23 protein-coding genes are annotated in these 22,533 nt (G+C 69.7%); 11 read left to right on the top strand and 12 right to left on the bottom strand.

Annotated features, from left to right (window positions below):
• The first annotated feature begins 3 nt into the window (after positions 1-3).
• From ACIBVN_RS31605 to ACIBVN_RS31595, 3 genes are all read left to right on the top strand, one after another.
• On the top strand, positions 4-462 hold the full coding sequence (locus ACIBVN_RS31605) for an Lrp/AsnC family transcriptional regulator (RefSeq protein WP_397142594.1): 459 nt from the start codon (positions 4-6) through the stop codon (positions 460-462).
• 142 nt (positions 463-604) lie between these two features.
• Complete coding sequence (locus ACIBVN_RS31600; protein WP_397142592.1) at positions 605-754, top strand: hypothetical protein; 150 nt, start codon at positions 605-607, stop codon at positions 752-754.
• 78 nt (positions 755-832) lie between these two features.
• Positions 833-2,218 (top strand): tetratricopeptide repeat protein, encoded by a 1,386-nt coding sequence (locus ACIBVN_RS31595; RefSeq protein ID WP_397142590.1) that lies wholly within the window; start codon positions 833-835, stop codon positions 2,216-2,218.
• Positions 2,219-2,248: 30 nt separating this feature from the next.
• Here ACIBVN_RS31595 and ald read toward each other — a convergent pair whose 3' ends face one another.
• Together ald and ACIBVN_RS31585 are read right to left on the bottom strand one after the other, a co-directional pair.
• Positions 2,249-3,358 (bottom strand): alanine dehydrogenase, encoded by a 1,110-nt coding sequence (gene ald / locus ACIBVN_RS31590; RefSeq protein WP_397142589.1) that lies wholly within the window; start codon positions 3,356-3,358, stop codon positions 2,249-2,251.
• Between the two features lie 72 nt (positions 3,359-3,430).
• Positions 3,431-4,813 carry an aspartate aminotransferase family protein gene (locus ACIBVN_RS31585; protein WP_397142588.1) on the bottom strand — a complete coding sequence of 461 codons (1,383 nt, stop codon included), beginning with the start codon at positions 4,811-4,813 and terminating at the stop codon, positions 3,431-3,433.
• Positions 4,814-5,096: 283 nt separating this feature from the next.
• On the opposite strand from ACIBVN_RS31585, the gene ACIBVN_RS31580 reads away from it, so the two are divergent.
• Together ACIBVN_RS31580 and ACIBVN_RS31575 are read left to right on the top strand one after the other, a co-directional pair.
• Positions 5,097-6,452: a dipeptidase gene (locus tag ACIBVN_RS31580; RefSeq protein ID WP_397142587.1), complete on the top strand. Its 1,356-nt coding sequence runs from the start codon at positions 5,097-5,099 to the stop codon at positions 6,450-6,452.
• A 530-nt stretch (positions 6,453-6,982) separates the two neighbouring features.
• Positions 6,983-7,393, top strand: coding sequence for a VOC family protein (locus ACIBVN_RS31575; protein WP_397142586.1), 411 nt, complete (start codon positions 6,983-6,985; stop codon positions 7,391-7,393).
• Here ACIBVN_RS31575 and ACIBVN_RS31570 read toward each other — a convergent pair.
• Positions 7,390-7,563: a hypothetical protein gene (locus ACIBVN_RS31570; protein ID WP_397142585.1), complete on the bottom strand. Its 174-nt coding sequence runs from the start codon at positions 7,561-7,563 to the stop codon at positions 7,390-7,392. The two genes, ACIBVN_RS31575 and ACIBVN_RS31570, sit on opposite strands and share 4 nt — an antisense overlap.
• Positions 7,564-7,605: 42 nt before the next feature.
• On the opposite strand from ACIBVN_RS31570, the gene ACIBVN_RS31565 reads away from it, so the two are divergent.
• A complete protein-coding gene (locus ACIBVN_RS31565) occupies positions 7,606-8,211 on the top strand; it encodes a recombinase family protein (RefSeq protein ID WP_397142583.1) in 606 nt (201 codons plus the stop codon).
• A gap of 103 nt (positions 8,212-8,314) precedes the next feature.
• Here the strand turns inward: ACIBVN_RS31565 and ACIBVN_RS31560 are convergent, their stop codons facing one another.
• Genes ACIBVN_RS31560 through ACIBVN_RS31545 form a run of 4 tightly spaced genes read right to left on the bottom strand, consistent with a single transcriptional unit; the run spans position 8,315 to position 11,800 of the window.
• Positions 8,315-9,301: a hypothetical protein gene (locus ACIBVN_RS31560; RefSeq protein WP_397142581.1), complete on the bottom strand. Its 987-nt coding sequence runs from the start codon at positions 9,299-9,301 to the stop codon at positions 8,315-8,317.
• Between the two features lie 8 nt (positions 9,302-9,309).
• Entirely contained in the window at positions 9,310-10,068 is a 759-nt protein-coding gene (locus tag ACIBVN_RS31555) for an ABC transporter permease (RefSeq protein ID WP_397142579.1), read from the bottom strand.
• On the bottom strand, positions 10,065-10,991 hold the full coding sequence (locus tag ACIBVN_RS31550; RefSeq protein WP_397142577.1) for an ATP-binding cassette domain-containing protein: 927 nt from the start codon (positions 10,989-10,991) through the stop codon (positions 10,065-10,067). The genes ACIBVN_RS31555 and ACIBVN_RS31550 overlap by 4 nt, the downstream gene beginning before the upstream one ends.
• Before the next feature lie 5 nt (positions 10,992-10,996).
• Positions 10,997-11,800: a cytochrome P450 gene (locus ACIBVN_RS31545; protein ID WP_397142575.1), complete on the bottom strand. Its 804-nt coding sequence runs from the start codon at positions 11,798-11,800 to the stop codon at positions 10,997-10,999.
• A gap of 146 nt (positions 11,801-11,946) precedes the next feature.
• Between ACIBVN_RS31545 and ACIBVN_RS31540 the strand changes: the two genes are divergently transcribed.
• Positions 11,947-12,624, top strand: coding sequence for a helix-turn-helix domain-containing protein (locus ACIBVN_RS31540; RefSeq protein ID WP_397142573.1), 678 nt, complete (start codon positions 11,947-11,949; stop codon positions 12,622-12,624).
• A 259-nt stretch (positions 12,625-12,883) separates the two neighbouring features.
• On the opposite strand, the gene ACIBVN_RS31535 is transcribed toward ACIBVN_RS31540, so the two are convergent.
• Positions 12,884-13,642 (bottom strand): SDR family NAD(P)-dependent oxidoreductase, encoded by a 759-nt coding sequence (locus ACIBVN_RS31535; RefSeq protein WP_397142572.1) that lies wholly within the window; start codon positions 13,640-13,642, stop codon positions 12,884-12,886.
• 143 nt (positions 13,643-13,785) lie between these two features.
• On the opposite strand from ACIBVN_RS31535, the gene ACIBVN_RS31530 reads away from it, so the two are divergent.
• Positions 13,786-14,463, top strand: a complete 678-nt coding sequence (locus tag ACIBVN_RS31530; protein ID WP_397142570.1) for a TetR/AcrR family transcriptional regulator — start codon at positions 13,786-13,788, stop codon at positions 14,461-14,463.
• Between the two features lie 709 nt (positions 14,464-15,172).
• Here the strand turns inward: ACIBVN_RS31530 and ACIBVN_RS31525 are convergent.
• Together ACIBVN_RS31525 and ACIBVN_RS31520 are read right to left on the bottom strand one after the other, a co-directional pair.
• Positions 15,173-15,775, bottom strand: a complete 603-nt coding sequence (locus tag ACIBVN_RS31525) for a hypothetical protein (protein ID WP_397142568.1) — start codon at positions 15,773-15,775, stop codon at positions 15,173-15,175.
• 219 nt (positions 15,776-15,994) lie between these two features.
• The gene (locus tag ACIBVN_RS31520) at positions 15,995-17,407 is read right to left on the bottom strand and encodes a PLP-dependent aminotransferase family protein (RefSeq protein ID WP_397142566.1); all 1,413 of its coding nucleotides are present in this window, start codon (positions 17,405-17,407) and stop codon (positions 15,995-15,997) included.
• On the opposite strand from ACIBVN_RS31520, the gene ACIBVN_RS31515 reads away from it, so the two are divergent.
• Complete coding sequence (locus ACIBVN_RS31515; RefSeq protein WP_397142564.1) at positions 17,406-18,641, top strand: aminotransferase class V-fold PLP-dependent enzyme; 1,236 nt, start codon at positions 17,406-17,408, stop codon at positions 18,639-18,641. The two genes, ACIBVN_RS31520 and ACIBVN_RS31515, sit on opposite strands and share 2 nt — an antisense overlap.
• 243 nt (positions 18,642-18,884) lie before the next feature.
• On the opposite strand, the gene ACIBVN_RS31510 is transcribed toward ACIBVN_RS31515, so the two are convergent.
• Positions 18,885-19,175, bottom strand: a complete 291-nt coding sequence (locus ACIBVN_RS31510) for a putative quinol monooxygenase (RefSeq protein ID WP_357627181.1) — start codon at positions 19,173-19,175, stop codon at positions 18,885-18,887.
• A gap of 13 nt (positions 19,176-19,188) precedes the next feature.
• Positions 19,189-20,247 (bottom strand): aldo/keto reductase, encoded by a 1,059-nt coding sequence (locus ACIBVN_RS31505; protein ID WP_397142562.1) that lies wholly within the window; start codon positions 20,245-20,247, stop codon positions 19,189-19,191.
• Between the two features lie 168 nt (positions 20,248-20,415).
• On the opposite strand from ACIBVN_RS31505, the gene ACIBVN_RS31500 reads away from it, so the two are divergent.
• Positions 20,416-21,273, top strand: a complete 858-nt coding sequence (locus ACIBVN_RS31500) for a helix-turn-helix domain-containing protein (protein WP_397142560.1) — start codon at positions 20,416-20,418, stop codon at positions 21,271-21,273.
• Between the two features lie 125 nt (positions 21,274-21,398).
• Positions 21,399-22,472 (top strand): serine hydrolase domain-containing protein, encoded by a 1,074-nt coding sequence (locus ACIBVN_RS31495; RefSeq protein WP_397142559.1) that lies wholly within the window; start codon positions 21,399-21,401, stop codon positions 22,470-22,472.
• Positions 22,473-22,533: the final 61 nt, after the last annotated feature.

The raw sequence follows: 22,533 nt of genomic DNA, 5'->3' as shown, positions 1-22,533 counted from the left end.
GAGATGGAATCCGCCGACCTCGACGGCGTCGACCGCGGTCTGGTGCACGCGCTCCAGCTCGACGGCCGGGCCCCCTTCGCCAGGATCGCCGGCGTGCTGGGCGTCTCGGAGCAGACCGTGGCCCGCCGCTACCGCAGGCTCACCGCGGCAGGGATGATCAGCGTGGTGGGCGGCCTGGACGGCGCGCTCCTCGGCTACTCGCCCTGGACCATCCGCGTACGCTGCACGCCCGACGCCGGCACGGCCATCGCCGAGGCCCTGGCCAGGCGGCCCGACACGTACTGGGTGCATCTGCTGTCGGGCGGCACCGAGATCTCCTGCTTCACCCAGTCACCCGACGCGGTCCTGCTGGAGAAGCTGCCCAGGACGAGCCGCGTCCTGGGCATGACCGCGCACTCGCTCCTGCGGGGCTTCGCCCTGCCGGGCGGCTGGCAGGGGCTGGCCTGTGACGGGTCATCCTAAACATCACCAAGGGTGCAACTAGTGTCACTGGCCGCGTACAAGACGCCGCGTTACGTTGCGTATACCGGATGCGTAGAGAGTGGGGACAGGTATGCGGTCCATCGCGAAATTCTGCGGCCAGTGCAGCTGCGGTTGCCCCGAATTGTTCGTCGATGACACGGCGCCGGCGGAGCGCCAGGTGGTCATCACCGACGACTTCGGCCAGCGGGTGGAGATGAGCCTCGACCAGTTCGCCTCGATCGTGGAGGCCGCCAAGAGCGGGTCACTGGACCACCTGGCACTCGTCCACTGAGCGCCCTCGCCCTTTCTCGTAGGGCCGTGTCGGCGATTACTGTTCGCAATCGCGCGATCACGTGCCACTCTGGTCGCCATGGCCTGGCAAGGAGAGGTGGCGGCGCCGTCCATACCGGCGCCGCGGATGGGAGACGAGCCCGAGCTGCTGGCCGCCGCGCGCGCAGGTGACGCGCAGGCCGCGCACCGGCTCGGCAAGCTTTACGCCCAGCATGGCGACCGCGCGGCCGCCAAGCACTGGTGGGAGCGGGCGGCTGCCGCCGGCAACGTCGACAGCGCCTACAACCTGGGCGTCTGGCACGAGAAGCACGGCAGCCTGGAGGAGGCGGTCACCTGGTACGAGTTCGCGGCCGGCACCGGCGACGCCGAGGCCGCGGCCAACCTGGCGACGCTCCTGCTGGAGCAGCGCGGCGACACCGAGGGCGCCAAGCGCTGGTACGAGCGGGCGGCACTCGGCGGGTCCAGGGCGGCGGCCCGCCGGCTGGCGCTGGTGTGCGAGGACGAGGGCGAGCTCGGCGCGGCACGCGAGTGGCACCGCAGAGCGGCCGCCGACGGCGACCTGATCTCGGCACACGACCTGGGCTTCCTGGCCTACGCCTCGGGCGATGACAAGGAGACCGTGCGCTGGTGGGAGTACGCGGCCAGGGGCGGCCACGCGGACTCGGCCTACTGCATGGGCCTCTACCTGGACGCCAGCCGCGACCCTGAGGGCGCGGAGGCGTACTACCGGCTGGCCGCCAAGAGCGAGCACCCGGGCGCCGCCTCCCAGCTCGGCGGCGTCGCGCTGTCCAGGGGCGACCTGCGTACGGCCCGCGGCTGGTTCGAGCAGGCGGCTGGGACGGGGCGGGTCTACGACCAGCGGATGGCCGGGTTCGTGTGCGTGGAGCTGGGCGACTGCGCGGCGGCCAGCCACTGGTTCGGCCGCGCGGCGGCGGGCGGGGACGCGGAGTCGGCCTTCAACTTCGGCCTGCTGCTGATCGCCGAGTTCGGCGACATGGCGGGCGGGCAGCACTGGTTCAGGCAGGCGGCGGAGGCCGGGCACCGCGGGGCCGCCGTAGAGCTGGGCGGGCTGCTGTCGGTGACCGGCGAGCTGGGCGAGGCGCAGACCTGGCTGTCCGACCCGCCGCCCGCCACCTGGGGGCGGCACGCCGAGCCGGAGCTGGCCGCCAGGGCTGAGCTGGCCGCGGCCGCGACCGGGCGCAGGGGCGGCCTCTCGCTCTCCGTGTCGGACCTGGCCGAGGTGCTGGGCACGTGGGATCTGGTGACCAGGCCGCTGCACGACCATTCGGACGTGATCGGGTGGCTGGTGGAGCGGAGCGGGGTGCACCGGAGCGCCATCGAGCACCTGGCGTCGGTGCGCGGCACGCTGCTGCGCCCCGGGAGCGCGCCGTGGCCCAGCCCCAGCGAGATCCAGTACGTCCTGGCCACGGCCCGCGACCTGCGCCGGCGTCTGGGCGTGCGCTGATCAGCGCACGCCCGGACGCCGGGGGCGTGACTAGACCAGTTCCGCCACCGGGGTGAAGCGCAGGCCGAGCGCCTCGGCCACCGGCTGGTTGGTCAGCTTGCCGTCGTGGGTGTTGAGCCCGCCCGCGAGGCCGGTGTCGGCCTTGAGCGCGTCGCGCCAGCCCAGGTTGGCCAGCTTGACCGCGTACGGGAGGGTCGCGTTCGTCAGGGCGTACGTGGAGGTGTTGGCCACGGAGCCCGGCATGTTGGCCACGCAGTAGAAGACCGACTCGTGCACCTTGTACGTCGGCTCGGCGTGCGTGGTCGGACGCGAGTCCTCGAAGCAGCCGCCCTGGTCGATGGCGATGTCGACGAGCACGGAGCCCGGCTTCATGCGCGAGACCAGGTCGTTGGAGATCAGCGTCGGGGCCTTGGCGCCGGGGATCAGCACCGCGCCGATGACCAGGTCGGCCTGCAGTGCCTCCTGCTCGATCGCGTACGACGTGGAGACCAGCGTCTTGAGCCGGCCCTGGTAGATGGCGTCGATGTAGCGCAGGCGGTCGATGTTGGTGTCGAGCACCGTCACGTCCGCGCCCATGCCGACGGCGATCTGCGCGGCGTTCAGCCCGGAGACGCCGCCGCCGATGACGACCACCTTCGCCGGGGCCACGCCGGGCACGCCGCCGGGCAGGACGCCGCGGCCGCCGTTGAAGCGCATCATGTTGTACGCGCCCACCTGCGGCGCGAGCCGGCCCGCGACCTCGGACATGGGGGCGAGCAGCGGCAGCGCGTTGCCGACCTGGACGGTCTCGTACGCGATGCCGGTCGTCCTGGCGCCGAGCAGCGCGTCGGTGCAGGAACGGGAGGCGGCCAGGTGCAGGTACGTGAACAGCACCAGCCCCTCACGCAGCCGGTGGTACTCCTCGGCGATCGGCTCCTTGACCTTGAGCACCATGTCCGCCTCGCCCCACACGGCGTCGGCGCTGTCGAGGAGCTTCGCGCCCGCCGCGAGGTACTCCTCGTCCGTGATGGACGAGCCCAGCCCCGCGCCTCGCTGGACGAGGACGTCGTGGCCGTTGCCCACCAGCTCGTGAACTCCGGCAGGGGTGGCGGCGACGCGATATTCGTGGTTCTTGACCTCGGCAGGAACGCCGATCTTCATGGGTTGATCCTTTCGCGAACCGGCACGCCGTCGTACCGGGATGACGGTGTTATGCGCCCGGCTACAGGCGGGTTATAGGCGCGCCCACGCTCGGGTGAGCACGTCACGGAGAATCGACCCGATCTCGGCGAACTCCTCCGGACCCGCGATCAGCGGGGGCGAGAGCTGGATGACGGGATCTCCGCGGTCGTCGGCGCGGCAGTAAAGGCCCGCGTCGAACAGTGCCTTGGACAGGAAGCCACGCAGGAGCCGCTCCGACTCCTCGGCGTTGAACGTCTCCTTGGTGGCTTTGTCCTTGACCAGCTCGATGCCCCAGAAGTAGCCGGCGCCGCGCACGTCACCGACGATGGGCAGGTCGCGCAGGCCGTCGAGGGTCTGCCTGAACAGCGGCTCGTTCCGTGTGACGTGACCGAGCAGGTCCTCACGTTCGAAGATATCAAGGTTGGCCAGTGCAACGGCCGAAGAGACGGGGTGGCCCCCGAACGTGTATCCGTGGGCGAACATGGTGTCGCCGTCCTTGAACGGCTCGAACAGCCGCTCATGCGCGATCATGGCCCCGATGGGCGAATAGCCGCTGGTCAGGCCCTTGGCGCAGGTGATGATGTCAGGCACGTAGTCGAACTTCTGGCCGCCGAACATCGTGCCCAGCCGGCCGAATGCGCAGATGACCTCGTCGGAGACGAGCAGCACGTCGTACTCGTCGCAGATCTCGCGCAGGCGCTGGAAGTAGCCGGGGGGCGGCGGGAAGCAGCCGCCGGCGTTCTGCACGGGCTCGGCGAAGACGGCGGCCACCGTGTCGGGGCCCTCCATCTCGATGGCGCGGGCCACGCGCTCGGCCGCCCAGAGGCCGTACTCCTCGGGCGTCATGCCCTTGACGCCGGTGATCTCGTCGGCGCGGTAGTGGTTGGTGTTGGGGACCCTGATCGAGCCGGGCACCAACGGCTCGAACATCTGCTTGAACGCGGGGATGCCGGTGATCGACAGGGCGCCCTGCGGCGTGCCGTGGTAGGCGATCTGGCGGCTGATGACCTTGTGCTTGAGCGGCTTGCCGATGAGCTTGTAGTACTGCTTGGCGAGCTTCCAGGCGGTCTCGACCGCCTCGCCGCCGCCGGTGGTGAAAAAGACGCGGTTCAGGTCGCCGGGGGTGTAGGAGGCCAGGCGCTGGGCCAGCTCGGCGGCCTTGGGGTGGGCGTAGGACCACAGCGGGAAGAACGCCAGCTCCTGGGCCTGCTTGGCGGCGGCCTCGGCGAGCTCTTGGCGTCCGTGGCCGACCTGGACCACGAAGAGCCCGGCCAGACCGTCGAGGTAGCGCTTGCCGTGGAGGTCGTAGACGTACGATCCCTCACCGCGCACGATGGTCGGGATCTCGGACTGCTGATAGGCGCTGTGCCTGGTGAAGTGCAACCACAGGTTGTCTTGCGCGGCCTTGAGGACGTCGTTTTCCGGCTGCGTCATGGTTATCTTCCCTCGTGTCTGAACTCCCCACAGTGTGCATGCTCACCTGCGGATTTGCCAAGCGAATCGGTCGCAGCACTATGCAAGAAAATCGAGATCCGCAGAACCGCTTTGTAACGGCGACGAAATCCGCATGTACATTGACGCGCGGGTCAGGTCCGTTCCCGAACTTGGGACGTTCTGTGATCCAATGAGAGCAACGCGTCTATACCAGCCCGCACCGGCTGAGACCTGTTGATGTAGACAACCCACTGACGATGAATGACCCACCGGGGGACCTTCCGTGACTCCTGACCAGATCAAGAGCGCTGTCGCCGCGGCGATGCCCCAGTCCGTCGAGGACCTCAAGCGACTGGCCTCCATACCCTCCGTGGCCTTCCCCGGGCACCCGGAGGAGCCGGTGTACGCCGCCGCCGCGCTGACGGAGGAACTGCTGCGCTCCGCGGGGCTGCCGCGCGTGCAGCAGGTGCCCGTCGAGGGCAGCTTCCCGGCGGTCTACGGCGAGGCGCCGGCGCCGCCCGGCGCCCCCACCGTCCTGCTGTACGCGCACTACGACGTGCAGCCGGCGGGCGACCTGGCCGCGTGGCGCACCCCGCCGTTCGAGCCGACCTTGATCGACGGCCGCCTGTACGGGCGGGGCTGCGCGGACGACAAGTCGGGCATCATCTCCCACGTCACCGCCCTGCGTACCTTCCAGGGCCGGTTCCCCGTGGGCATCAAGGTCATCATCGAGGGCCAGGAGGAGTACGCGGGCGAGCGCCTGGAGGCGTTCGTCGAGCGCAACCCCGACCTGCTGCGGGCCGACGCCATCGTGGTGGCCGACTGCGGCAACCCGCGCGTCGGCGACCCGGCGGTCACGACCTCGCTGCGCGGCATGGCGGCGTTCACCATCGAGGTCCGCACGCTGAAGGAGGCTGTGCACAGCGGCTCGTTCGGCGGCGCCGCCCCCGACGCGCTGGCCGCCCTGATGCGCATGCTGACCTCGCTGCACGACGACAACGGCGACATCCGCGTGCCCGGACTGCCGCGTGGGTCGTTCCTCGGCCAGGGGCCGTCGGAGGAGGAGTTCAGGAAGACGGCCGGCGTCCTGGACGGGGTCTCCCTGGTGGGCTCGGGCTCGCTGGCGGACCGGCTCTGGTCGTCGTACGCGATCACCGTGACGGGCCTGGACGTGCCGTCGGTCTCGGGCGCGGTGAACGCGGTCCAGCCTTCCGCACGGGCACGCGTGACCGTCCGCGTCCCTCCGGCGGGGGACCCGAAGACGACGGTGAACGCGGTCGTGGAGTTCCTGCGCAAGGTGGCGCCGTGGGGGGTCCAGGTGTCGTTCGAGGACTTCACGGTGGGCTCGGGCTTCCAGGCGGACTCGGGCGGCAAGGCCCGCACGGCGCTGAACCGCGCCATGGAGTGGTCCTTCGGCCGCCCGCCGCGCGACGTGGGCGCGGGTGGCTCGATTCCGCTGGTGAACACGCTGCTGAAGCAGTTCCCCGCGGCCGAAATCCTGCTGTTCGGTGCGGAGGACGAGGACGCCGCCATTCACGCGCCGAACGAGCGGGTGGACCTGGAGGAGCTACAGCGCGTGGCGACGACCGAGGCCCTGTTCCTCCACGAACTCAGCCTCCCCTCGGCGCTGGGGGTGTAGGTAGCAGGTTGCGCAGGCCCACCCACCCCGTTGCCCAACTGGGTGGCGGGTAGGTGGGCCGACGCGCACCCACCCGTTGCCCGACTGGGTGGTGGGCCTGCTGGACCCCGCCCCGAGAGGGCTTCGCTTCGCTCAGACGCCCTCATCAAGGCGCAGGCTTCGCCTGCGCATCCTGACTTGCGGGCCTATGGTGTCTTCGGAAGAGACACGCAGTCAGATCAGACTTCCTGATCACGTCGGCCGGTAAATGCCGCCAGTAATGGAGTCAAGATCGAAAGAGCCCCAGCACGCGGCCTTCAGCTGATGCCCTGCTTCACAAGATCGATCCAATTAGGCCCTCCGATCACCGCCTCTACGACAGAGCGCTAGGCGGGCAGGTCCGTCAGGATCGCCTAGGGCCTGGCTCGAAGTCTGTTTGATGAGCAGTGGACGTGGTCGGAGTCGACGTTGCCAAGCTCGAGGACTACCGAGCCTGGCCTCGTGTTCGGGGCAGCTCTCAGGCTCCCGTGATCTTGTGGCAAGCTCACGGAATGCTGCGACTCACCGATTTCATCATCGACTGCCCGGACACCATGAAGCTTGCAGCTTTCTACTCCGAGGTGACGGGCCGCCCGATCAAGGAAGGCAGCCACGAGAACTGGGCCGGTATCCAATTCGGCGAGATCGAGCTGGCCTTCATCCGGGTGGACGACTACCGCGCCCCGCAGTGGCCCGACAGCGAGCACCCCAAGCAGTTCCACCTCGACTTCGAAGTGGACGACATCGAGTCCGAGCAGCGCCGCCTCCTCGATCTCGGCGCGACGCTGCAGCAGGACTTCATCGGCCCCGAAGGCTACGGCTGGCGGGTCTACACCGACCCGATCGGCCACCCCTTCTGTCTGTGCCGCAACAAGGGTGTCACCTGGACCGACCAGGGTCCAATCTGGCCCAAGCACGACTAGAACGTGTATGCCTTATCGGCGCGGACGAGCTCGGGCCGAGTCCGGGGACGGCCCGGTCCCAGCCGCGGCACCCGCATGGCGGCCATGACCGCGGCGAACTGCGGCGCGTCCCCGCGTTGCCCGGCCGTCACTACCAGCGCCAGCAGCCGCTGGCCCTGCTCGCACGCCACCTGCAGCTTGGTGGACAGGCCGCCCCGGGACCGTCCAAGGGCTTGATCGGCAGGCTCGGGCCGCACCCCACCGGGCGGCTCGGCCTGCACCTCACCGTCCCGGGCCGCGCCGGCCGCGTGCTGATGGGCCCGGCAGACGGTGGAGTCCACGCCGACCTGCCAGCCGATCAGCCCCGCGGCGTCGGCCAGGGACTGCAGGCGGAGGCGCTGGCCTACCTCAGGCCTGGCGACACCTTTGTCATCACCCGCCTGTCGCGCGCCGCCCGTTCGCTGCGCCACCTGCTGGACTTGGCGGCGCAGCTCCGCGAGCGCGAGGTCGATCTCTTGGTGCTCAAGCAGGGCATCGATACTTCCACGCCGAGTGGACGCCTGCAGTTCCACATGTTCGGCGCCTTCGACGAGTTCCTCCGCGAACTCATCGTCGAGGGGACCCTCGAAGGACTGGCCTCGGCCCGAGCACGCGGCCGCGTCGGCGGGCGGCCGGCGGCCCTGGACGCCCACGGGGTGGAGATGGCCCGCGCGCTGTACGACATGAAGGGCAATGACGGCAAGCGCCGCTACACCGTCCAGCAGATCGCCGACCGGCTCGGCGTCAGCCGCGCCACGATCTACCGCCACCTCAATCCCGACAAGGCGGTCTCGGCGTAGGAGGAACACGGTGCTGCCCCCGGTCACCTCCTACGACGGCAAGGCCAAGCTGAGCTTGTTCTTAAGAAATCTGGAGCGATCTCGCAAGCGCCAAGGTCAAAGATCAAGTTGGCGGAGCGGTGCGGCGGAGCCGTACCACCACAAAGGCGAGCAGCCCGAGGGCGGCCAACGCGAAGACCGCGTTGCCGATGAGGTCCACATGCGCGGGTGCGGGGAAACTCGGCGGCTGCGGGAAGCCGTGCCAGGCGTAGGTGACCAGGCCGGCAGCGCTCAGGGCGAACCTGTGCCAGGGTCCCCAGCCCATGCGCTGGGACCAGCGCAGGATGAGCAGCGTCATCGTGGCGTAGAGCGCGAGGTAGAAGCCGACCGTGATCCACGCGGGCACGATGGACTCCAGTTTGATCCCCACCATGGCGAGCAAAGTGGGGAGCCAGAACGCCAGCCCGGCCGCGATGGTGATCGCGAAGACGGTCCACGGGCTGGCCGGCGTGGCCGAACGGAGGGGGCGGCGGAATCGAGCGGACAGGAACGCGGCGATGATCAGGGCGACGGCCGTGATCAGCGTCCAGGTGATCTGAGCGGCCGACAACGGGTAGATGGCCGGACTTGCCAGGGCGATGGGCACCGCGCCGCCTAGCAGGAACAGGATGGCTGACACGGTGAGGCCGGCCTTGCCGAGCCAGGGGGTGTCCGGCCGGCGTGAGCCCGCCTCTACTATCGAGATCGGCACCGCGATGCTCCATACCCCATGGATGGCCAGGACGAACACGGTCCAGTAGGCGCCGATGCCCAGTGCCGGGATGAACCCGTAGTCGAGTAACCGCAGCCCGACATAGTCGGGATTGAACAGCGACTGGGTGAGCAGGCCCTCTTCGATCACGGCATAGGCGAGCCCGAGCAGGATGATCCCCGGCCACCCCAGCCGCCACCGGCGGGCGACCTCGCGGATCAGCAGCGCGCCACCGCCGTAGAGCGGAATCAGCCCGATGATCATCGGTAGGGCGTTGATGGCGATGTTGCCTAGCAGATACTCGCCGACCAGCGGCGCGAGAACCAGCAGGCCAAGTGCTGGAAGAATGCGTTTGAACACGTCTACCTTCACCGGTTGTAGAGCCTGCGTGCCCACAGGTATCCGCCGAGCGCGATGGCCGCGCTCCAGAGTGCGGCCGCCGCGAAGCTGGATCCCGCGGGCTGTCCGGCCAGTAGCGCGCGCAGGGTTTCGATGACCGGTGTGAACGGCTGGTGTTCGGCGAACCAGCGCAGCGGGCCTGGCATCGACTCCGGCGGGACTACGCCGCTGCCCAGGAATGGCAGCAGCATCAGCGGCATCGGCAGGTTGCTGGCCGTGGCCACGTTCTTGGTGACCATGCCCAGCGCGGCTGACAGCCAGGTGATGGCGAAGGTGAACATCGCCAGCACGCCGATTACCCCGAGCCAGTCCAGCGCGGAGGCGGCGGGGCGGAAGCCGATCAGCAGGGCCGTCAGCGTCACCGCCGTGATCGCGATGAAGTTCTGGACCAGCGCGCCGAGCACGTGCCCGGTGAGGACGGAGACGCGGGCGATGGCCATGGTCTTGAACCTGGCGACGATGCCCTCGGTCATGTCCACGGCCACCGAGATCGCTGTCCCCTGCGCGGCGCTCGCGATCGTCATGATCATGATGCCGGGGGTGATGTAAGCGGCGTAGGCGGCGCGGTCGCCGCCGATCCCGGCGCCCATGATGCCGCCGAGGACGTAGACGAACAGCAGCAGGAGCACCACCGGGACGCCCGCGTAGGTGAGGATCAGTGTGGGGTAACGCCACATGTGCCTGAGCTGGCGCCGCAGCATCGTCGCGGAGTCGGTGATCGCTCTCATCGGGAGGACTCCTCGGTCAGGGCGAGGAAGACGTCGTCCAGGTCGGGTGTGTGCACCGACAGTTCAGCGACGTCGATGGCCTGCGCGTCGAGCCATTCCAGGAGTTTCCGCAGCGTGCTGACGCCGGCGTCAGGGATCTGCACCGTGAGGGACTCCTCGTCGCGCGAGGTGGCCCTCAGGTGGGAGGCCGCCCTGAGGTAACCGTCGGGGTCGGCGAAGCGCACGACGATGTGGCCGCCGGGGACCATTCGCTTGAGTTCCGCAGGGGTGCCCTCGGCCACCAGCCGGCCCTGGCTGAGCAGGGCGATGCGGTCGGCGAGTTCGTCGGCCTCGTCCAGGTATTGGGTGGTCAGGAAGATGGTCGCGCCGTCCAGCTGGACGAGGTCCCGGACGATCTGCCACATGGTGCGGCGGCTGCGCGGGTCCAGGCCCGTGGTCGGTTCGTCGAGGAAGATGAGCTTGGGCGTGCCGACGAGGGTCATGGCGAGGTCGAGTCGGCGGCGCATGCCGCCCGAGTAGGTGGCCGCGGGCTTGCGCGCGGCGTCGGTGAGGTCGAAGCGTTCCAGCAGTTCGCGGGCGCGCTCGCGTCCGCGGGAGCGGCCGAGGTGGAGCAGGTCGGCCATGAGGCGCAGGTTCTCCTCGCCGGTGAGGAAGCTGTCGACCGCGGAGAACTGGCCGGTGACGCCGATCGCGGCACGCACCTTGTCGGGTTCCTTGGCCAGGTCGTACCCGGCGACCCGGATCACGCCGGCGTCGGCCTTGACCAGGGTGGACAGGATCTGGACCGTGGTGGTCTTGCCCGCGCCGTTCGGGCCGAGCAGCGAGAAGATCGTGCCCTGCGGGATGGACAGGTCGATGCCGTCCAGGACGCGGTGGGCGCCGTAGGACTTACGCAGCCCCGTCACCGAGACGGAGGTTCGCATCGCGTTCACCCCCGATCCCAGGTGACGGGCAGGCTGTGCACGCCGTACACCTGCGAGGGGTCGGTGCGCAGCGACAGCTCTTCAGCCGGTACGGCGAGCCGCAGCGTCGGGAAGCGGTGGAGCAGCGCGGGAAACGCGACACGCATCTCGATGCGGGCAAGCTGCTGACCGAGGCACTGGTGGACGCCGTGGCCGAAGGCCAGATGCCCGGCGGCCGAGCGGCGCAGATCGAGCACGTCGGGGTCGGAGAACCTGGCCGGGTCCCTGTTGGCGGCGTTGATCGCGATGATGACCGTGTCGCCCGCCTTGAGCTGCCTGCCGCCGAGCTCCACGTCCTCCAGCACGCCGCGCATACCGGTGGCGGCGACGGACAGGTAACGCAGCAGCTCCTCCACGGCGCCGACGGCCAGGTCGGGGTCGCCGCGCAGAGCGGCGAGCTGGGCCGGGTCGCGCAGCAGGGCGAACGTGCCGAGCGCGAGCATGTTGGCGGTGGTGTCGAGCCCGGCGCCGAGCAGGAACGCGGCCACGCCGCCGGGCTCCTCGTCGGTCAGGGCGCCGACGGGGGCGGGCGGCAGGGGGTGGTAGTGGGTTTCGTGGCGGGAGCTGAAGCGTGGGTCGGCGAGTATCTGGCGGACCAGGTCGTATCCGGTGATGATCCAGACGCCGGGCGCGCCCTCGGGTGCGGCCAGGCGGGCGATCGGCTGCTCTGCGCGCAGGGCGGTGAGCGAAGGGGCGGGATCGAAGGGGAAGGCGGGTGCGCGGTCGAGGAACGGAGTGACCGGCTCGTCGCGATAGTACGTGTTCGACACGATTGAAAGCTACGTTGCTTTCAGAAATTCCGTCAATCAATCAATCCACATAAGTGCAGTTCAAAGCGAATATATTGATGCGTTGACGGTGGCGCTGAATGCAATGAAACGTTGCATTGTGTGGTGCCGAACGCAATACTGGCGTCATGCCAGAAGGAAGGTTGACCCGGCAGGACCGCCAGCGCATCGCGGCCGGCCTCGCCGAAGGACGTTCGTACGCCGAGATCGCCAGGCGGCTGGACCGGCCGACCTCGACGATCAGCCGCGAGGTCGGCCGCAACGGCGGCCCCGGTGACTACCGCCCCGAGCGGGCGCACCAGGCGGCAGCGCGGCGGGCGCGGCGCGGCACTCCGGCACGTTCGGCCGAATCCCAGGACCGCAAGGTCTTCGAGGTGGAAGAGGGAGCCGTCGAGATGGCGGTCGGGATGGGTCTGCCGAAAATGGTGGCGCGCGTGCTCATCGGCCTGTGGCTGAGCGAGGACGGCAGGCTCACCGCGGCCGAGCTGTCGCGCGGGCTGAACGTCAGTCCCGCCTCGATCTCCATGGCGGTGGGCTACCTGACCCAGCAGGGGCTGATCAGGCGCGAGCGTGATCCGCAGCGGCGCCGCGACATCTACGTGGTCGACGACGACGCCTGGTACCGCTCGACGGTGATCGGCGCGCGGCAGACGCTCGGGGCGGCGGAGATCACGAAGGCGGCGGGGCAGGCGCTCGGGCTCGACACGCCCGTGGGACGCCGCCTGGCCAGGGGCGGTGCGTTCCTGGAGCGGATCAGCCTGGACGCTCTGGCGTCGGCCGAACGCTGGCGCGACCTCCCGCCGTGATCAGATCGCTGGGATCGTTTCCCGGATTTCACGTGCTGTGGTCAAATCGCCCCCTCAACGCCCACAAGGCCCTGTACGGCCCCGCAACGAAACTCCCGCACGCTCCACGAACGGCGGGCGCCGATCGAGCCCGTGGTCGCTCATCAGGTGCTGCTGTCTCATGATCGGGAGTCGGGCCGATGGCCGTACAGACCCGTGGCGGGCCCGGCACTGGCCCGCATGGCGTGGTGTGTCGGCACGCGGGCCGCGTGCGCGTGGGTCACTTCGCCTGGAAGCCGCCGTCGATGCTCAGGATCGCGCCGGCCACGAACGACGCCTTGTCGGACAGCAGCCAGTGGATGCCCTCGGCGATCTCCTGCGACTGGCCCATGCGCCCCATCGGGTGCATCGCGGTGATGGTCTCCTCGTTGTACTGGCCGAGCGTGATGGCTCGCGCGATGATGTCGGTCTTGATCGCGCCGGGGGCCACTGCGTTCACGCGCACGCCCTGGGAGGAGTATTCGAGGCCCGCGGTCTTGGTCAGACCGACGACCGCGTGCTTGGTGGCCGCGTACGGACCGCTGTACGGGATGCCGTTGAGGCCCGCAATGGAGGCGAGGTTGACGATGGCGCCCCCGCGGCCGCCGGCGAGCATCTCCTTGATCTCGTGCTGCAGGCACAGGAACAGGCCCATCACGTTCGTCGACAGCATCTCCTGGAACTTGACCGGGTCGGCGTCGGCGATCGCCGCCGTCTCGTGGGCCAGGCCGGCGTTGTTGACCGCGTAGTCCAGGCGGCCGTACTCGGACAGGACGGAGTCGAACAGGGCGGTGATGCTCTGCGGCGAGTCCATGTCCGCCGCCACGAAGGACGCGCTGCCGCCGTCCTTGGTCAGCTCCACGACTGCCTGCTTGCCGACGTCCTCACGTCGCCCGCTCAGGACGACGTGCACGCCGTCCGCGACCAGCAGCTTCGCGGTCTCCTTGCCGATGCCGGTCGCGCCGCCGGTGATGACTGCAACCTTCTTGTCGCTGCTCATGATGGAGTTCTCCCTTGAGTAATCGCAGATCGCACGCTCTGTGCGCATCCCCCTCGGCCATTAACAGACCGGCGGGCTCTTGCGATGAAGTTAACGTACCGCCGGTCTGATGTCAAAAGACCGGAGGTCTGTAAGATGGGCGCATGTCCACCTTCCAACGTGCTCGCAGCGAGGAGCAGCGTGAGCTCCGCAGGCGCGCGATCCTTGACACCACGGCCGCGATGCTGAATGAGATGCCAGTCGCCGAGGTCAGCCTCAACGAGCTGAGCCGACGCGTCGGCCTGGCCAAGTCCAACGTCCTGCGCTACTTCGAATCGCGCGAAGCAATCCTGCTGGAACTGCTGGACCGCGCATGGAAGCAGTGGATCGACGACCTGCCCGACCGATTGGCTGCTGAGGTCAGCGAAGGCGCCTCCATACGCGAGCGCGGTGACCGGCTCGCCACGGTCCTCACCCGATCACTGCAGGAACGCCAGGTGCTGTGCGACCTCCTCGGTGCCCAAGCCGGCGTACTGGAGCGCAACGTCTCCGCCGACCTGGCCGGCCACTGGAAGAGGACGGCCATCGGAAACGTCGACGCCATGGCTCGTCTGATGCGGCACCACCTGCCCGAGCTGGGCGACCGCGCCCGGACGTTGGCCGCTCAGGCCATCATGGTCGCCGCCGCGGCCTGGACGCATGCGCGCCCGTCCGCGGCCATGCTCGACGCCTACGAGGCCGATCCCTCCCTGGAGGTGTTGCGCATGGACTTCGCCCCTACCTTGCAGGACATGCTGTCCGCATTGATCGCTGGCACCCTGGCCCGCGCCGCCGCGCTCTGAGACGGTGTTGTAGGACGAAAGTCGTGTGTGATTGTCCGCATGAGTCCCGAGAGGGCGGTTCGCGGGTTGATGTCCCTTTGATCGCTTGTGCTGCATGAGGAGGGCTGGTCAGGGGATCGTTGCCGGGTTATGGACGCGGCCGAGCGAACAATCCCGGCTCGATCTCCGCGAGAATGCCCAGGCTGACCAGGTGCTTGAGCTTGGCGCGGGTGTTTTCGATGTTCATACGCGCCAGGGGCAGTCCAGGGCCAAGCAGAGGTCACGCGCTCGTGAGGGCTGGCCGATGTCGGCCATGACAGCGAGAATCTGCTGGTAGGCGGGATGGTCGGGCACTGCGGGAGCAGGTGGCGGCGGCGACCCTGTCCAGCAGAGCGTTACCGATGGCGTTGTCGTGGATCGAAGCTGCCGCGACCACCACCGCGATGACCAGGCCCAGCACATCCACGGCCAGCCCACGCTTCTTGCTCGTCGCGAATCGACCGGTGATCGGCCAGCCGGAATCGGATCAGCACTCCAGGCCCCTTTGAAGCGTCCTCACGCCATGCTAGAGCTGCTTCGGCGCAGAAAACCTGCACCAAGAAGTCTATGGCGAGCTTCACAGAGGTGCCTGTGCGCCCACACCAGGGACATGTTCATCGTTCGGAAGCCTCGACGCCACCGAGAACAACAGGGCCGTACCCGATCTCCAGCACGACCTTGGCCGATCGGGTCACTCCGGGGCGAGCTGCAACACCGCGGATTCACCGTCGACGGCCACTGCCGTGATGCTCAGCCCATTTTGGGTGGCGGTGCTGTCGGCGCCCAGAACGACCTTGAACCTGCCCCCCGAGCTGGAGGAGTTGCAGCTGGTGCCGGTGCAGAATCCGCGCTGCGAGTCTCCGAGGTAGCGCCCGACAACGGTGACGGTATCGAAGTCGACCGATTGCACCCGTACCGAAGCGACCCCCAGGCGGCGTGGCACAGTGATGTCCGCCCCCGGGCTCACCCGCACCTCGCACCGCCCGTCGGCGCAGGCGGCGAGATCGGTGCCGTCAGCGGCCGACTGCTGGTCGGACGAGGTCGAATGCTCGCTCTGCGACGAGGTGTCCGGTGTGGCGCTGTCTTCGGTGCCGTCCGCGGCTGCCGTCGGGTCGGACGGGCTCGGAGACTCGCTCCGCGACGCGGCATCCGGCGAGGTGTCGCCACCCGACGCGCACCCGGCCAGCACCAACGTGCCACCCGCCACCACTGCCGCGATCAGCCGGCGCAGCATGCCGATCCCGAGCGGGGCGCCAGGTCTCCACTCGCCGTGGGTTGTTCCTGCGTTTTCCACGTGTCTGCACTCCTTGCCTGCGACTGAACCCAGAGTAACGAATCGACCACCCAAAGTGGTTGAAGGGTGGTCTGTTCGACGCCAGCCTTGACGCGTCGTGGCTCATGGTCGTGCTGAGTCGCTGGGACCAACCCCGTGCAGGGCCGGTGCTGGCGGCAGGTGTCCTTCACCGGAGCACCGCGAGCACCGCGAGCGGTGGACGTGGCTTTGGCGCTTCGATCAGCGCGGGCCGGCGGCGGGCTCGTGGGCGGATGCGAGCCGGCGTGCGGCTTCGATCAGCTCGGTGTGGTCGGCGGTGGCGGCGAAACCGAGGCGCAGGTAGGCCGCCGGGAGTTCGGTGGCGAAGTAGCGGTTGCCGGCGCTGACGGCCACGCCGTGCCGGCGGACCGTGTCGGCGACCACGGCGTCATCGGTGCCGTGCGGCAGGCGGACCCACAGGTGGAGACCGCCCGTGGGGATACGGGTGAGGGTCCAGTCGGGAAGTTCGTGCGTGACGGCGGCCGCCAGTGCTCCGCACCGCTCCCGCAGTGCTGCGGCCAGGGTGCGTACGTGCCGTTCCCACGTGGGGGAGCTGAGGAGTTCGACCGCTGCCTCCTGGAGCGGGCGGGTGACGAAGAAGTCGTCGACCAGACGGATGGCGCGCAGGCGTTCCATCACCGGGCCTCGGGCCACCAGGGCGCCGATGCGCAGGCTCGGCGCCGCCGGTTTGGTGAGCGAGGTCAGGTAGACGACGGTGCCGTCGTGATCGTCGGCCAGCAGGGGCGGCGGCACCGGCGCGCCGTGGCCGAGGTGCCGCGCGAAGTCGTCCTCGATCACGAATGCGCCTGCCGCTCTGGCCGCGTCGATGATCTGGCGGCGGCGTTGTGGCGCCAGCACGGTGCCGGTGGGGTTGTGATACGTCGGCTGGCAGTACAGCAGGCGGGCGCGGGTCATGGCGAAGGCGTCGGCCAGGAGGTCGGGTTGCAGGCCGTCGGCGTCCATCGGCACCGGTACGGGGCGCAGGCCGGCGGCCCTGGCGGCGGCTATCGCTCCCGGATAGGTGGGTGACTCCATCAGGATGGGGTCACCCGGTCCGGCGATGGCCCGGAACGCCATGGACAGGGCGCTCTGCCCGCCGGCTGTGATCAGGACGTCGTCGGCGCTCGCGCCGCCGCCGGCCAGGTTGGCGAACATGCTCCGCAAGGTCGCCAGGCCACTGGCGGGAGCGCGGTCCCACGCGTCGGGGCGGCGGGCCGCGCGGGCCAGCGCCGCGGTCAGGATCTGGGTGGGCTGGAGCGATCGATGCAGGTAACCGCCGTCCAGCATGATCGTCCCTGCCGGCGGCTCGCCGAACGTGTTGGTGAGGACGCGGGTGTCCACGCTCCGGTCGGCGAGGGTCACGCTCTGCCAGGCGGTGTCGGCGACCTCGGCACGCCGCCGGGTGCGTGCTGCCACGTACGTGCCGCTGCCCGGACGGGTGATCACCACGCCCTCGGCGGCGAGCGTGGCGATCGCCTGCGACACGGTGGCGGGGCCGACATGGTAGCGCCGGATCAGCTCCCGGCTGCTGGGCAAACGGTCGCCCGGCGACAACCGGTCGATCATCGCCCGCATCCTGGTCGCCAGCTCCGCAGAACTGCTACTGTCGGACATGAGAATTGATAATAGCGCTTCCAGGATTTCTGCAGAACCGCTTCTGGACGTCGCGGCCCTGCGCGCGGACACCCCCGGCGCCGGCGACGTCGTGCACTTCAACAACGCCGGTTGCGGCTTGCTGGCCGCGCCTGTGCTGGCCGCGATGGTCGACCATCTGCGGCTGGAGGCCCACATCGGCGGCTACGAAGCCTCCGCCGCCCGCGCCGAACAGGTCCGCGAGTTCTACGCCGAGACCGCCGCCCTGATCAACTGCGCTCCCGAGAACATCGCCTTCGCCGGTAGCGCCACCCATGCGTTCTCCACCGCCCTGTCAGCGATCCCGTTCGAAGCCGGTGACGTCATCCTGACCACCCGCAACGACTTCATCTCCAACCAGATCGCCTTCCTGTCGCTGAACAAGAGGTTCGGCGTGCGGGTCATGCACGCGCCTGACCTCCCCGAGGGCGGGGTGGACGTGGCGGCGATGGCCGAACTGATGCGCCGGCACCGCCCGCGGCTCGTGGCCGCCACCCACATCCCCACCAACTCCGGCCTGGTCCAGCCGGTCGCCGACATCGGCCGGCACTGCCGCGAGCTGGACCTGCTGTACCTGGTCGACGCCTGCCAGTCCGTCGGCCAGTACCCGATCGACGTGGCCGAGATCGGCTGCGACATGCTCACCGCCACCTGCCGCAAGTTCCTGCGCGGACCCCGCGGTTCTGGCTTCCTGTACGTGTCCGACCGCGTGCTGCGCGCCGGCTACGAGCCGCTGTTCATCGACATGTACGGCGCGCGCTGGGTGGAGCCGGGCCGCTACCAGCCCGTCGCGACGGCGGCCAGGTTCGAGGACTGGGAGTTCCCCTACGCCATCGTGCTCGGCTGCGCAGCCGCCGCCCGCTACGCCCGCGAAGTCGGCATGGACGCCATCGCCCGCCGTACCCCAGCCCTGGCCGCCGACCTGCGCGACAGGCTCGCCGACCTGCCCGGAATCCGCGTGCTCGACCACGGCCGGCAGCTGGGCGCCCTGGTCACCTTCGCCATCGACGGCTGGCAGCCGGAGCCGTTCAAGGCGGCCCTGGACGCACGCCGCATCAACTCGGCGCTCAGCTTCCGTCACTTCGCGCAGTTCGACTTCGGCGACAAGGACGTCGACTGGTGCCTGCGCCTGTCACCGCACTACTACAACACCGAACAAGAGGTGGACCAGGTCGTCGCGGCGGTCGCCGACCTCAGCCTCACACGCCGCAGGTAGCACCCGTGCGAGCAGCTTGCCCAGGGTGGCAAGGCTTGCGGCCGGCTCGGGGAGATCGCCTCTCTGACCCGTTCGCGGAGCCGCTGGTGTCCGCTGTCGGCGTCGTTGCGACGCGGGTGCCAGGCAGACCAGCCGCGCCGCGAGACACCGGCGGGGAAGAGGCCGGCGGGGGAAGGGCTCGGCAGCTGGGACGGGCGAACGCGGCCGGCCGTTCCCGTGCAGGGGGAACGGCCGGCCTGGTCGCTAGGGCGCCTCGACCAAGGTGCGCAGGGTCAGCGGCCGGGCGAGTATCCGGTCAAGGACCTGCTGGGCGTGACGCAGGTGCGGGGTGGTGAAGTGCTCGTCGAAGGCCTGCCGGTTCTCCCAGCGTTCCACGATCACCATGGAGGCGGGGTCGTTGGGGTCGGCGTAGGCCTGGTAGGCGAGGCAACCGGGTTCGTCCAGCGTCGGCTCGATCAGGGCTTCCAGCGCCGTACGGAGCCGGTCATGCTGGCCGGGCGCGGCCAGGAACTCGGCGATCACGAAAAGGGACATGACGTGGCCTCCTTCACGCGTGGCGGGCCGGGCCGCTGCCCGCGCCGGACACGGTGATCGCGTTGGCGATCTCCTCGAGGTCGGCGGGAGTCAGCTCCAGCGAGCCGGCGCCGATCCAGCCGTCCACCTGAGCGGCCGTGCGTGCGCCCACGATCGCGCCGGTGATGCCGGGCCAGGCCAGCACCCAGGCGATGGCGACCTCGGCCACGGTGCGCCCATGACGCTCGGCGATCGGCCGCAGCGCCTCGGCGAGCCGGAGGTTGGCGGCCAGGCCGGTGGTGAAGTCGTGATGAGCGGTGCGCCAGTCCTCGGCGGGCAGGCCGGCCACGCGCTCAGCGGAGAAGGCCCCGGTGAGCAGACCGGACTGCAGCGGCGAGTAGACGACGACCCCGGTCTCGTGGGCGCGGGCCCAGGCGATCTCGGCGGCGGACGACCGGTTGATCGCCGAGAACGGCGGCTGGATGACATCGACATGCGCGATCCGCTCGGCGGCCTCCAGCAGGTCGGGCGTGTGGTTGGACAGCCCGATCGCCCGGACCTTGCCTTCGGCCTTCAAATCGGCCATGACCTGCCAGTACTCCTCCAGCGGCGTGGCGTTGGGCGACACCGCGCCGAACCCGCCACCGGCGTACTCCAGCGACTCGCCGGTGTCGGGATAGTGCACCTGGTACAGGTCGATGTGGTCGACGCCCAGCCGCCGCAGCGAGTCTTCGAGCTCGCGGCGGACGCTGGCGGGCTTCATGATGCGCCGGGGCGCGGCCGACGGGTTGTCCGGGTCCCAGACCAGGCCGACCTTGGTGAAGAGGTACGGGCGGTCGCTCTCGGGCAGGTCGGCGACCGCCTTGCCGACCAGTTCCTCCGAATGGCCCAGGCCGTAGACGGCGGCGGTGTCGATCCAGTTGACGCCGGCCTCCAGCGCGTGGCGGATCGCGGCGACCGACTCGGCGTCGTCCGTGGCACCCCAGCTGAAGCTCCAGCCCGAGCCCGACACGGCCCACGAACCGAAGCCCAACCTGGTGATCTCCATATCGGTACGCCCGAGCCGGTGGACGGGCAACTGCGAAGACGTCACGTGCGTGAACCTCCAGGGTCTTGCCGCCACGGTGTGCCCGAGGCGGCGCCGGAGCCGTTCCGGCGCCACCCACTGTGGGCGGGCGGCCGCGGCCCAGCCAGCGGCAGCGCGTGCCTGGGCACGCCATGACCAGGCACGCCCGGGCGCGGGTCCGCGATACTTGAGGGCATGGTGTTGGATCGACGTGCCGAGCTGGGCGAGTTCCTCCGGTCACGGCGGGCCCGGCTGCGTCCGGAAGAGCTCGGCCTGACCGCGTACGGGCAGCGGCGCCGCGTCCCCGGGCTGCGGCGGGAAGAGCTGGCGCAGCTGGCCGGGGTCAGCGTCGACCACTACATCCGGCTGGAGCAGGGACGCAGCCTGCACTTCTCCGCCGAGGTGCTGGACGCGGTGGCCCGGGCGCTGCGGCTGGACGCCGCCGAACGCGCGCACCTGCATCGCCTGGCCCGCCCCGCTCCGCCCGTCGTGCCCGCCGCCGCCGACCGGCCGCCGCCGCGCGCCGGCATCCACCGGATGCTGGCATCGATCCACGACGTGCCGGCCTACCTGGTCGACCGCGACACCACCGTCCTGGCCTGGAACCGGCCCGCCGCCGCGCTGATCACCGACTTCGGGGCGCTGCCGCCCGAGCAGCGCAACATGGCGCGGCTGACCTTCCTGGACGAGGGCATCCGCCACCTGTACGCCGACTGGACGGCACGAGCCCGCGACATCGTCGCGTTCCTCCGCCTGGACGCCGGGCGTGAGCTCGCCGACGCGTCCATCGCGGCCCTCGTCGCGGAGCTGTCAGCCGCCAGTGCCGAGTTCCGCCGGTTGTGGAGCGAGCACCAGGTGAAGGACAAAGTCCACGGGCACTACCTGTACCGGCATCCGCTGGTCGGCGAGCTCGAGCTGGCCTATGAGACCTTGCGCCTGCCGGATCACCCGGGGCTGGCGCTCGTCGTCCACACCGCCGACGAAGGCTCTCCCTCCGAGACCGCGCTCCGGCTCCTGGCCACCTGGGCCGATCAGGAGACACCCGCCCGCTGACCGCCTCTGGCCGCTATGCACGTTCCATCACCGCTTGGCGATCACGTCGATGGTAGGGAGGACCCCACCCCAACAGGCAGGCAGGCGTGACTGATCGCGAGTGATCTTGCCGCGACATTGGAGGCATGACGAAATTGCTCGCTGCTGCTGTCGCCGGTTCCCTGGTCGTCGCCCCTGTCGCCCCCGCCTTCGCCGCGCCGCCCTCGCCGCAGTCCCGCCTTGACCTGCTCACCACCGAGGACGGCATGGCGGGCGCGTTGAGTCTGGTACGAAGCCCGGGCGGCGCGAGCGTGACCCGGCGCTCCGGCACCGCCGAGCGGGGCACCGGGAAGCCGATGATCGGCCCTGATGGCCGGTTCAGGATCGCCAGCGGGAGCAAGCCCATCATCGCCGCCACCGTGCTGCGGCTGGCCGACCAGAAGAAGATCGACCTGGACGCGCCGGTGGAGCGTTACCTGCCCGGGGTGCTGCGCGGCACCGGCGACGGCGCCGGGATCGACGGGCGGAAGATCACCGTCCGGATGCTGCTGCAGCAGACCAGCGGCCTGCCCGAGTACCTCAACGCGATCAAGTGGCAGGAACCCTTCCCGGACTTCCTGAAGGTGGCGCTGACGCTCAAGCCCACGCCCCGCGGCTCCTTCGCCTACGCCAACACCAACTACCTGGTTCTCGGCATGATCGTGACCAAGGTGACCGGCAAGGACTTCCGCCAGGCGAGCCAGGACCTGATCCTCAAGCCGTACGGGATGCGGGACACGTACTGGCCGGCCAAGGGCGACTACGGCATCCGCGGCCCGCACGCCCACACCTACGGGGTGCACCCCACCCGTCCGCAGGACGGCGAGGTGGACCTGACCGACCAGCTGCCCACCTACGCGTTCGGTCCCAGCGGCGGCCTGGTCTCCACTCCCGAAGACCTCAACCGGTTCTGGCGCAAGGCCCCGCTGGGCAAGATGATGGCCCGGCCGGTGAAGGTCGAGGAGGAAGGCTGGCCCGCGGACGCCCGCTACGGTTTCGGCGTGGCCCGGATGAAGTCGAGCTGCGGTTACGCCGACTTCGTGGCCGGCGACATGCCGGGGGCCGCGGTGATCAGCGGCCGGGACCGGGCCGGGCGCGCCGCCACCGTCTACGTCACTGGCGTGCCCAAGAATCGGCAGCATCTGATCGACGCCTTCGTCGCGGCGATGTGCGATCGCTGAGTCCGGGCGGCCAAGCGGAGCCCCAGGCCGCGGGTACTCGGCCTCGTTCCGTGGTCGGCGC

The sequence above is a fragment of the Nonomuraea sp. NPDC049400 genome (genome assembly GCF_044466425.1).
Lineage (GTDB): Bacteria > Actinomycetota > Actinomycetes > Streptosporangiales > Streptosporangiaceae > Nonomuraea.
The sequence above is the reverse complement of the archived record's forward strand: the minus strand, read 5'-3'. Positions and strand labels throughout refer to the sequence as shown.